Annotated in this window: 1 protein-coding gene; it reads right to left on the reverse strand. The window is 47.5% G+C overall.

Translation table 11 applies throughout. The annotated features are described in order from the left end of the window. On the reverse strand, positions 1-217 hold a 217-nt coding region (locus H6B51_RS18615), incomplete at both ends, for a transposase (RefSeq protein ID WP_204884845.1).

A 217-nucleotide genomic window follows, 5' to 3' on the forward strand; every position in this document is an offset into this window, starting at 1 on the left:
TCAATCAAATGCCGTTCCTTATACAGGCACCAATCAACGTTCCAGGGCTTAACGAGATTGCCTTGGGGTGGAATCACATAGTTGGCACCCTGTCCTGAAATGTATTCCCGAATTGTCTGAGCACCGTAAGCCCGGTCTGCCAGTATATTGCTCCCGCTGATCTCAACTTTTCTCAACAAGTTAACAGCATGAACGCTATCATGATCATTTCCAGGGG

This window comes from Pseudoflavonifractor phocaeensis (assembly GCF_016901955.1).
In the GTDB taxonomy this organism is placed as follows: domain Bacteria; phylum Bacillota; class Clostridia; order Oscillospirales; family Oscillospiraceae; genus Flavonifractor; species Flavonifractor phocaeensis_A.